The organism is Dactylosporangium siamense, from assembly GCF_016862795.1.
Classification (GTDB): Bacteria; Actinomycetota; Actinomycetes; order Mycobacteriales; family Micromonosporaceae; genus Dactylosporangium; species Dactylosporangium siamense.
On the sequence record NZ_BONQ01000050.1, the window covers coordinates 102,548 to 113,023 of the forward strand.

Consider the following 10,476-nt stretch of genomic DNA (forward strand, 5'->3'; position numbering starts at 1 on the left):
TGGCGCTTGTGGCAATCGCCTCTCTTGACGTTGGATGCGCAACCAGGTGTCAGCCGGCCCGACCGCCGGTAGGTTGCGGGTGACCCGCACAGCCCCTTACACCGGAGGGCGCAGCATGCCGGACGCGGTCACCGTCGTCGGTCAGGGGTACGTCGGGCTCGTCCTCGCCATGCGAGCGGTCGAGGCCGGCTTCACGGTGACCGCCGTCGAGTCCGACGCGGAGCGCCTCGAGCACCTGCGGGCCGGCCGCTCCTACCTCGAGGACGTCGGCGACGAGCAGCTCCGCGCGGCGCTGGACACCTGCCGCTTCCACCCTGTCGCCGAGATGCCCGGCGGTGGCCCGGCGACGATCGTGATCGCGGTGCCGACGCCGCTGGTCGACGGTGTGCCGGACCTCAGCCACGTGCGGGCCGCGTGCGGCGCGGTGGGCGCCCGCCTCGCGCCAGGCTCGACCGTGATCCTCGAGTCCACGACCTATCCGGGCACCACCGAGGAGCTGGTCCTGGAGATCCTCGAACGGGTCTCCGGTCTGCGCTGCGGCCGCGACTTCTGGCTCGGCTACAGCCCCGAGCGCATCGATCCGGGCAACGCGGCCTGGACGTTCACCCGCATCCCGAAGCTCGTGTCCGGTGTGGACGCCGCCTCGCTCGAGCGGGTCCGCGCCTTCTACGAGCGGCTCGTGGACACCGTCGTGCCGGTCTCCCGGCCGCGCGAGGCCGAGCTGGCGAAGCTGCTCGAGAACACGTTCCGGCATGTCAACGTGGCGCTGGTGAACGAGTTCGCGGTCCTGGCGCACGCGCTGGGCATCGACGTGTGGGAGACGATCGGCGCGGCCGCGACCAAACCCTTCGGGTTCCTGGCGTTCTGGCCCGGGCCGGGCGTCGGCGGGCACTGCCTGCCGGTGGACCCGCTCTACCTGTCGTGGCGGGTCCGGCTGACCGCCGACCGGCCGTTCCGCTTCGTGGAACTGGCCAACGAGGTGAACCGTCACATGCCCGGCTACGTCGTCGACCGGCTCACCGCCGCATTCAACCTGCGTGGGCTGAGTGTGCGCGACCGGCGGGTGCTGCTGCTCGGCCTGGCCTACAAACCCGACGTCGGTGACCTGCGGGAGGCGCCGGCGCTGGCCGTCGCGCAGCGGCTCGTCGCGCTCGGCGCCGACGTGCGCGTGGCCGACCCGCACGTGCGCCCCGCCGACGTGCCGCTCGGCGTGACGTTGGTCGACCTGGACCCCGACGCGCTGTCCTCCGCCGAGATGGTGGTGCTGCTGGTGCCACACGCCGCGTTCGACCTCGCGCTGGTTTCGGCGCAGGCCAAGCATGTGTTCGACTGCTGTCACCGGTTGACCGGCGCACACGTCGAGCAGCTGTGACGGGAGCCGCCGTGCGCGCAGTGACCTGGCCCGCCCCGGGAGTCGTCGAGGTCATCGACAGCCCGGAGCCCGTGCCCGGGCCCGGGGAGGCGATGGTCGACATCGCGGTCAGCGTGCTGAGCCCGGGCACCGAGCGGGCCAGGTTCCTCGGCCTGCCGACCGCCGTGGTGCCGTTCCCGCACTCGCCCGGATACCTGGCAGCGGGGTTCCTGCGCGGCGACGGGTCACGGGTCGCGGTGCGCGGCATCCCGCATCGCGCGGTCGCTGCCGTGCCGCCGGGTCTCCTCTGTGCGGTGCCCGGCCACGTGCCGCTCGTCGACGCCGCGGTCTGGCAGCTGGCGCTCACCGCCCGCTACGGCATGGCGGTCGGCGCGCACCGGGCCGGTGAGCCGGCCACGGTGGTGGGGGCCGGGTTGCTCGGGTTGATCCTGCGCCGGCTCCTGGCCGCGGAGGGCGCCCCCGCTGTCCGCGGCGTCGCGTCCTCCATGGCGAAGGCATGGGCGGCCGAGGCCGAGCCCGCGACGACGTTCGGGCCGGGGGAGCGTTCGCTGCTGACGTTCGACGCCAGTGGCAGCGCGGCGGGGCTTGCGGTCGCCGTCGACGCGACGGCCGACGGGGGGCGGATCGTGCTGCTCGGCTCGCCGCGCGCCGACATCGCCGAGGTGCCGCTGCGGGAGCTCTACGACCGGCGGATCGCGTTGGTCGGCGCGCACACCGTCAACCTCGACGCCGCCGGGGTGGGTGCCCTGAGCGAGCCGTTCTTCGCGCTGCTGGCCGGCGGGCGGTTCAGCGTCGCCGACGTCGTCCGCGAGTATCCGGCCGGCGACGCCCCGGCGCTGTACCGACGGCTCGTCGACGACCCCGCGTTCGTCGCCGCGGCGCTGCGCTGGACCCCGGACCGCGCCGTCCCGCTGACCGCGCCACTCCTGGTGTCGGGCCGCGCCGCAGCGCCGTTGCTCCCGGCCCCGGACCGCATGGCGGAGGCCCCGGACCGTGCGGAGGAGGCCCCGGACCGTGCGGAGGAGGCCCCGGACCGTGCGGTTCCACGAGCCGTGCCGCGGGATCGGCCGGTGCGGTTCGGGCTCATCGGCTGCGGCGACATCGGCATCAAGGACGCCGAGGCCCTCGCCGCAGCGTCCGGTGCCGCCCTCGTCGCCTGCCACGATCCCGTCGACCGGCTGGCCGCCGAGGTCGCGGCGGCCTTCGGTGCCCGGGCCGAGCCCGGTGTCGAGGCACTCCTGGCGCGACCCGACGTCGATGCCGTGCTGATCGCCACCCCGCACGACACCCACGAACCACTCGCCGTCGCCGCGCTCGACGCCGGCAAGCACGTCCTGCTCGAGAAGCCCCTCGCCAACGACCTCCGCTCGGCGCGCCGGATCGCGGCGGCCGCCGCCACCGCCGCCACTGCCGGCACCGTCACGAGCGTGCTGTTCCCGATGCGCACCGACAGCCGTTTCCTGCAGGCCCACGCGGCGCTGACCGGCGGGCTGGTCGGGACGCCGCTCGGCGTGTCGGCGAGCTATCTGGTGGACAAGCCCGGGTCGTACTTCCGCAGCGGGTTCAGCGGCCGGTCCCCGTCGTCCTGGCGGCTGTCTCGGGCCCGCTCCGGCGGCGGCTTCCTCATCATGAACCTGGTCCACCAGATCGACCTGATCCGGGCGCTGCTCGGCGTCGAGGCCGATCGCGTGTTCGCCGAGACGAGCCCGTCGGCGGCGGCGCCGGAGATCGAGGACGTGGTGACCGTGGTCATGCGGTTCGGCCCGGTCATCGCGACCCTGGTCGGCGGCGCCAGCGTGCCCGGCGCCGACGGCCAGCGGCTGCACCTGTGGGGCGACGCGGGGCGCCTGGAGGTGCTTCCCGGCTACACCCTCACGACCCGCACGCCGCGGCCCGGGCTCGCCGTGCCGCCGGACGTCGACCCGAGGGTGCTCGCGATCGACCGGTTCGTCGCGTCGATCCGCACCGGGGCACCGCCCGACGTCACCGTCGACGACGCCCTGGCGGTGCAGGCCCTGGCGGAGGCGGCCTACGAGTCGGCGCGTTCGGGCCGCGCCGTGGCCCCCGCCCCGGACGGCCGTTTCGCCGCCTCGGACAGCCGTCTCGCCGCCCCGGACGGCCGTTTCGCCGCCGTGGAAGGGCCATGAGCGGCCCGCAGCGCAGCGGCGGCGGGATGGGCCGCTGGCTGCCGATCAACGGGGAACCCGCCGGTTGGGAACCGGACGAGATCTGCTTCGTCGACGACCCGACGGCCGCGACCGGCTGGGGGCGCGCCTACCCGGCCGGGTTCCCGGTGGCGGGCGTGACCGGGGAGTGGGCGGCAACAGCCTGGGCGGCGCTCGACGCGGTGGGTGGCGCCGCCGCCGCCGTGGTCGGCGCCGGTGCTCTCGCCGGGCTGCTCCGCTTGGCCGTGGCGTTCCCGGCGGACCCGCGCCCGGCGGCCGTCATCGAGACCACCGGCACCACCGAGGGCGTCGAGCTGGCGCTGCGCACCGTCGCGCCGTGCGGCACGGTCGTGCTCGCCGCCCGTCCGCTGTGGCCGACCGCGGCGCTGCGGACCTATCACGACGTGCACCGCAGCGGGGTGCGCATCCTGCCCGTGCCATGGGCGCCGGCCGACCCGCGGGCGGCGCCGCTCGCGGCGGCCGGGCCGGGACCGGTGCGGTGGCCCAGTCCGATCCCGGAGGAGCGATGATCTACATCCATCCGTCGCAGGTGCGCATCCGCCGTCCGTATGACATCGAGGGCGACTGGATCCTGTTCAGCACCTGCAACTACCGGTGTGCGTACTGCTTCTGGGACGACACCGCCCTGGGCGCGCCGATCCGGCCGATCGCGCCGGTGGAGCAGCTCGCCGGGTTCTTCGACCGGACCGGCCTCAGCTGGCTGCTGCACCTCACCGGCGGCGAGCCGTTCATCTACCCGGACTTCGTGCGCCTCTGCCGGCTGCTGACCGCCCGGCATCTGATCAGTATCAACACCAACGCCGACTCCCCACACGTGCGCGCCTTCGTCGAGCAGATCGACCCGGCGCGGGTGGACTTCGTCAACTGCGGCGTGCACGAGCGGCAGCGTCGGGCGCACCGCGGCGATCGGCGGTTCATCGCCAACGTGCTGGCGTTGCGTGACGCCGGCTTCGACGCGTTCGCCTCATGCGTGCTGTCGCCGGACCTGTTCGACGAGTTCCCCGGGCTTTGGCAGCGGTACGCCGACGAGGGGATCGTCATCATCCCCAAGGCGTTCCGTGGCCCGGCCGGCGGCCGGCGCTACCCGGGCGCCTACACCGAGGCGGAACGCGCGCTGTTCCACGACTACTCCGCCCGGGCCGCCACCTTCTACGCCGAGCAGTTCGCCCGGCGGGACGAGCCGCCGACGGTCAACCCCTTCATGGACGAGCACCTGTTCCTCGACGAGCTGCCGGACTACCGCGGCGACCCCTGCGGCGCCGGGCACACGTTCGCGCGCATCATGCCCGGCGGCGAGATCCGGTTGTGCGGCCCGGAGGACATCATCGGCAACGTGAAGGAGGGGTGGTTCGAGCGGCGGGACGGCCCGGCGCCGTGCGCGAGCGTCGAGTGCCCGTACTTCTGCGAGAAGTACCGTCAGCCCACTGTCGGCAGCGTCGGGCGCGGCACCTCGTAGGGGTCGACAACGAACGCACCTTCGGGGTCGGCTTCGAGGCGTGCGCAGAAGTCACGGAGCGCCTCGTTGGCTGGCAGCGCCAGCAGCGGGTGCCGGCGGAGCCTGCCGCATCCCTCGGTCAGCCAGGTCCTCCAGTCGCCGAGGCGCCAGCGGCGCAGGGTGCCGTCGCTGCCGACGCTCAGCGCGACGGCGCCGTCGGGTGTGGTCACCACCGACGTCGCCCACGGCGCGTGGCCTTCGAGCGGGTCGCCGAGCTGGGTGCCGTCGAGGGCCCAGAGCCGGATGGTGCCGTCCCGGGCCGCGCTCAGCAGCATCGTGCCGTCCGGGGTGAAGGCGAGGTCGAGGATGGCACCCTCATGGCCGATGAAGGGTTCGCCGACAGGGTGCCCGGCAGCGTCCCAGAGCCGCACCAGGCGGTCGTCGCCGCCGGTCGCCAGCAGCCCGGTGGACGGTGCCGCGGCAAGCGCCCGGACCGCGCCGTCGTGGCTGGCGAACGTCGGCGCGACCGGCTCGGCGGTGGTGCCGGACCAGATGCGGACCAGGCCGTTGTCGTGGGCGCTGTACAGCCGCTCGCCGGTGGGGTCGAACAGCAGCTCGGTGACGGCGGCCGGGTCGGGCGCGGTGGCCGTCACCCGGCCCGTCACGAGGTCGGCGACGCGGACGGTGCCGTCGCTCGCGCCGGCCGCGATCAGTTCGCCGCCGGGCGCGAAGGCGAGCGCCTGCACGGCGGCCGTGCGGGGGAAGGGGCCGAGCGTGGCGTTGCCGGCGCGGTCCCACAGGCGGACCGTGCCGTCGGTGCCGGCGCTCGCGATCGTGCGGCCGTCGGGGCTGAACCGGACCGTCCGCAGCCCCGCCTCATGGCCGGTGAACACCCGGACCGGACCGGTGCCGGCCACGTCGGACAGCCGCACGGTGCGGTCGTCGCTCACGGTGGCCAGCCATCGCCCGTCAGGGCTGATGGCGAGGCGGTAGATGTGCTCACGGTGGCGGCGCTCGGCGGGTGCGAGCTGGAGCCCGTGCGGATCCCAGCGCCCGGAGCCGAAGAGCCGCTCCCCTGCGGGGGCGGCGGCGTCCGGATCGGCGTCCGGGTCGCGCCACTGCCACAGCCGCAGCATGCGGTCGGCGCCGCCGCTGACGACGCGGGTGCCGTCGGGGCTGGCGGCGACGGCGGTGACCGCGGCGGTGTGCCCGAGCAGCGGGTCGCAGACCGGGCGGCGGGTGTCGATGTCCCACAGCCGCACGGCGCCGTCGGCGGAGCCGCTGACGAGGAAGTCGTCGCCGAACGCGAGGCAGTGCACGGCGTCCTCGTGCGCCTGCCAGGCGAGGCCGAGCGGCCGCAGCATGTCACCGTCGCGGGTCCACAGGCGGATCACGCCGCCGGCCCCGCCGGACGCGACGATCCGCCGCTGCGGATGGTAGGCGAGGACGGCGATGAAGCCCTCGTGGGCGAACGGAATGCGCTGCCGCGGCACCCAGATCGTGCCGCCCAGCGTGCCGCCGGCCCGCCAGTCCGAGCGGGGATCGACCACCACGCTCGTCGTCGGGTCCGGGTCCGGGCCGGCGCCGGCAGCGACGGGTTGCGGGTCGCTGCCGCCGGTGAAACCGAGACCGCGGACCGCCGTGGCGAGGTCACGGTCGCCCAGGTGCCGCCCGTCGCGGCTCCAGGTGGACACTGCGCCGTCCTCGCCGCCGCTGGCGAACGCCAGGCCGTCGGCGCGGAAGGCCAGCGCGGTCACGCTGTCGCGGTGTCCTTCGAGCGGCTCCAGGAGCGGCTCACCGTCGGACCGCCAGAGCCGCACCAGGCGGTCGTCGCCGCCGGTCACGAAGCAGCGGCCGTCGGGGGAGAACGCCACCGCGCGCACCGTCGCCCCGACCGGCAGCACGCGCAGCTCCCGCGACCGCCCGGTCGCCAGGCGCAGCGCGGCGAGCACCGGCCCCAGCGGCGTCGTGCCCGGCAGCATCGACAGGTTGGCCCGCAGCAGCTCGACCGCGCCGGCCAGGCCGCGGACCGGCTCGGTCGGGACGAGCCGGGCGACGCCCGCCGACCGGTCGCGCAGACTGCGCTCCACCCGCGCGGTCTCGGCCTCGTCGAGCGTGCGGCGCACCGCCTCGCGCTCCAGCTGCTCGTGCTCCCACACCGCGCCGCTGCGCGCGATGAACTGCCGGGCAGTGGCCTCGATGTCGTCGGGACGCTCCGCGAGGTGGGCCTGCGCGACGGCCAGGTCGTCGCCGCGCAGCAGCCGGCCGTCGGCGCTCCCGCCGGCCGTCCAGGCGGCGACCCACGACTCGAGCTGCTGGCGCCAGGTGAGGAACGTGCGGTCCTCGGCCAGCCACGCGCGCAGCCACGCCCATTCGCGCAGGAGCACGTCGTGGATCAGCTCGACCGTCTCCGCGCCGTCGGCGTCGGCGGCCGTCACCAGCAGCCGCCGGGACGTCATCACGGCAAGGACCGCGTCCAGGCGCGGGCGCTGCTCGTCGGTGCGGTAAAGCTCGGCCAGGCGTCGCCGGCGCCGGCTGTCCGGCAGGCCGGTGCGCTGGTCACCCAGGTGCACGAGGCTGGTGAACATGGCGCGGGCCACGCCGAGCAGGTCGGGCGGCAGTGCCCGCACGGCGTCGTCGGCCCAGCCGGTCAGTGCGCCGGCGACGCGGCCGTTGTCGCGGTACGGCTGCCAGCGCAGCTCACCGTCGACCCGTTGCTGCCACAGCTGGGTGACGGTGAACTCGAGCAGCGGCAGCACCATGCTGTGGGCGCCACCGTCGCCGGTCCGGTCGCCGGGGGACGCCTCGATCGCGTCGTCGACGATCGCCTCGGCCAGGCCGGCCTCGAAGCGCAGGTGCACCGACCGGGCGGGCTCCCGCACGATGGCGGTCAGCTCCGCGCCGGTGAGCCGGGCGGGGATGTTGACCAGCCCGCGCTCGACCCAGCGGATCAGCGCGGGCGCCTCGGCGGCGAGCCGGCTGTAGAAGTCGTCGCGCATCACGAGCACGACACAGACCGACGCGGGGCCGTCGAGCAGCCGGCATAGCCGGTCGATCACGCCGGCCCGCCGTGCCCCGCTCTCCAGGAAGATCTCCTCGAACTGGTCGAGCACGAGCAGGATCCCGCCGGGGTGCGGGTCGGCGGACAGCAGGCGGTCGAGCTCGTCCGCGGTCGCCGGCCGGGTGACGATCCGCTCGAAGGCGGCCAGGCGGGGGATCTGGCCCCGGCCGACGGCGGCGAGCAGGCCGGCGCGCACGACCGACGACTTGCCGCTGCCGGACGGGCCGAGGACGGTGAGGAACCTCGGCTGGCGCCGGAGCTGCTCCAGCATCAGCTCGATGAAGGCGTCGCGGCCGTGGAAGAACCGGCTGCGCTCCTCCACGAAGGCGTCGAGGGACTGGTACGGGCAGACGTCGATCAGCCGCAGCTGCGGGCACGCGGCGCGGATCGCCTCGGTGGGCGTCGCGAGGATGGTCTGGATCTGGCGCTGGTAGGCGTCGCCGGACGTGATCGAGTGGACCATGCCGATCACGTGCCCGGTCGCCAGGTCGAGGACCGGGCCGCCGCTGAACCCGGTGGTGACGCTGCCGCCGCGCTCGATCTGCAGCACGGGCCGCCCCGTGTCGGGCTCGCGGACGGTGCCGATGACGACACCCTCGCCGTAGAGCCCGTGCACCGCCGAAGCATCGGGGAAGCCCCTGGTGCGGATCGCCGCTCCGGCGGCGCCGTCGGACGAGGACAGCGTCAGCGCCCGCAGGCCGTCCGGCCACGCCGCCACGCGGACGACGGCGATGTCGTCGTGGTCGGTGCCGCGCCAGGCGTCCTCGAGCACGGTGCCGGTGGTGACGGTGCCGCCGAACGCGACGCTCACCTCCTCGCCCGGCCCGGAACGGGCGTCGCGCACCACGTGGGCGCAGGTCACCACGAGCCCGTCCACGGCGAACCCGGCACCCGCGGTGCGCCCCGCGCGGTCGACGATCCGCACCACGGCGGCGTCGAGGTCCGCGGTCACGCCGTGCGCACCAGGTAGCACGGGATCCGGGCGCCGGGCACGTCGATCCAGCCGGCCAGGACGTTCTTCGGCCGGGAGAACAGCCGCACGCTGAGCACGGCGTCGCCCGCGGTCAGGGTCACGAGCAGCGGATCGTCCGGGTCGACGGCGCCGGCGAGCGGCAGTGGCCCGTCGCCGGGCCGGTGCACGACACCTTCGACGGCCCGCCCACCGGTGTGCGTGAGCTCCACCCGCACCGGCCCGGCGTCGCCGCGCAGCGTGTAGCGCCCGGCGAAGTCGCCCGGCTCGACCTCCCCCACCCGGAACGCGGCGATGGGACGCGGCGCGTCGCGCACGGCGTAGAACCCGTAGCGCTCGTCGCGCCACTGGGTGACGCCGGCGATCAGTGCCCGGCTCCCGGTCCCGACGCACCCGGTGAACCGCTGCGCGTCGAGCCCGTTGAAGTCGTGGATGTCCAGCGCGATCCCGGTCGGCAACGCGCCACCGACGGTCGCGGTCACCCGGTGCGTCGTGCCGAACCGCAGGCTCGTGTACTGGCCCGAGAGGGCCGAATCGCCGTGGGCGGACACGGTGAGCGCGCCGGCCCAGCCGTCGTCATACCAGGTGTATTGACCGGCGAACGCGTCGGCGCTCACTGTGGTGAGCGTGAACTCGGACCCGAAGACGCGCACCGGGACAACGATAGGGAAGCCCGCCAGGGTCGCGCAATCGCCGAACACGGTGGTGGTCTCGCCGCACCTCGACGATGCCGTCCTGTCGTGCTGGCACGCGTTGCGGGCTCCGGCGACAGGACGGCTGGTGACCGCCTTCGCGGGTGTCCCCGCGCCCGGCACACCGCCGTCGGCGTGGGATCTGCTCACCGGCGGCGAGGAGCCCGGCCCGCGGGTCCTGCGGCGGCGGGCCGAGGACCACCGCGCCCTCGCCGGCACCGGCTGCGAACCGGTGCACCTCGACTTCGTGGGCGCCGTGCACCGCGGCGCCGCGCTGGACCCGGCCGCACTGCGCACGGCGCTGGCCGAAGCGATCGGTGCCGGTGATCCGGTCTATGTCCCGGCCGCCATCGGCGGTCATCCGGATCATGTGGCGACCCGGGACGCCGCGCTCGCGGTGTGCGCCGACCGCCGGGTGCTGCTCTACGCGGACCAGCCGTACGCGGTCCGGTTCGGCTGGCCTGCCTGGGTCGGGGGCCGGGCGCCGGCCGGCGGGCTCGACGTCGACCGCTGGCTCGGCGCCCAGCTCGCCGCGCTCACGCCGGGCCCGCCGGAGGTCGTGCGGCTCGAGGGCACGGCGCGGGCCGCGAAGGTGCGCGCCGTCGTGGAGTACCGCAGCCAGCTCGCGGCGCTGACGGCCAGCGCCGGCCACGATTTCCCGAATGGTCCGGAATGGGGGTACGAAGTCATTTGGCCGTTGTGCTGATCCGGGCAGAAAGCCCGCGCGAGACTTCAGGCGCCCTGCGTCTGTTGTTAGCGT

General features: G+C 75.0%; 7 protein-coding genes. 5 read left to right on the plus strand and 2 right to left on the minus strand.

Features of this window, described 5'->3' with window-relative positions; translation table 11 throughout:
- Window positions 1–115: 115 nt before the first annotated feature.
- The 4 genes from Dsi01nite_RS16330 to Dsi01nite_RS16345 are packed head-to-tail and all read left to right on the plus strand — an operon-like array spanning window position 116 to window position 5,014.
- The gene (locus Dsi01nite_RS16330) at window positions 116–1,372 is read left to right on the plus strand and encodes a nucleotide sugar dehydrogenase (RefSeq protein WP_203846997.1); all 1,257 of its coding nucleotides are present in this window, start codon (window positions 116–118) and stop codon (window positions 1,370–1,372) included.
- 11 nt (window positions 1,373–1,383) lie between these two features.
- Window positions 1,384–3,519, plus strand: a complete 2,136-nt coding sequence (locus tag Dsi01nite_RS16335) for a Gfo/Idh/MocA family oxidoreductase (RefSeq protein ID WP_203846998.1) — start codon at window positions 1,384–1,386, stop codon at window positions 3,517–3,519.
- Entirely contained in the window at window positions 3,516–4,067 is a 552-nt protein-coding gene (locus Dsi01nite_RS16340) for a hypothetical protein (protein WP_203846999.1), read from the plus strand. The genes Dsi01nite_RS16335 and Dsi01nite_RS16340 overlap by 4 nt, the downstream gene beginning before the upstream one ends.
- On the plus strand, window positions 4,064–5,014 hold the full coding sequence (locus tag Dsi01nite_RS16345) for a radical SAM protein (RefSeq protein WP_203847000.1): 951 nt from the start codon (window positions 4,064–4,066) through the stop codon (window positions 5,012–5,014). Before Dsi01nite_RS16340 ends, Dsi01nite_RS16345 begins: the two co-directional genes overlap by 4 nt.
- Here Dsi01nite_RS16345 and Dsi01nite_RS16350 read toward each other — a convergent pair.
- Both Dsi01nite_RS16350 and Dsi01nite_RS16355 read right to left on the minus strand, forming a co-directional pair.
- Complete coding sequence (locus Dsi01nite_RS16350; protein ID WP_203847001.1) at window positions 4,975–9,006, minus strand: nSTAND1 domain-containing NTPase; 4,032 nt, start codon at window positions 9,004–9,006, stop codon at window positions 4,975–4,977. The two genes, Dsi01nite_RS16345 and Dsi01nite_RS16350, sit on opposite strands and share 40 nt — an antisense overlap.
- A complete protein-coding gene (locus tag Dsi01nite_RS16355; RefSeq protein WP_203847002.1) occupies window positions 9,003–9,677 on the minus strand; it encodes a hypothetical protein in 675 nt (224 codons plus the stop codon). Before Dsi01nite_RS16355 ends, Dsi01nite_RS16350 begins: the two co-directional genes overlap by 4 nt.
- Before the next feature lie 52 nt (window positions 9,678–9,729).
- Here Dsi01nite_RS16355 and Dsi01nite_RS16360 point away from each other — a divergent pair, with 52 nt between their 5' ends.
- Window positions 9,730–10,422, plus strand: coding sequence for a PIG-L deacetylase family protein (locus tag Dsi01nite_RS16360; protein WP_345004286.1), 693 nt, complete (start codon window positions 9,730–9,732; stop codon window positions 10,420–10,422).
- Window positions 10,423–10,476: the final 54 nt, after the last annotated feature.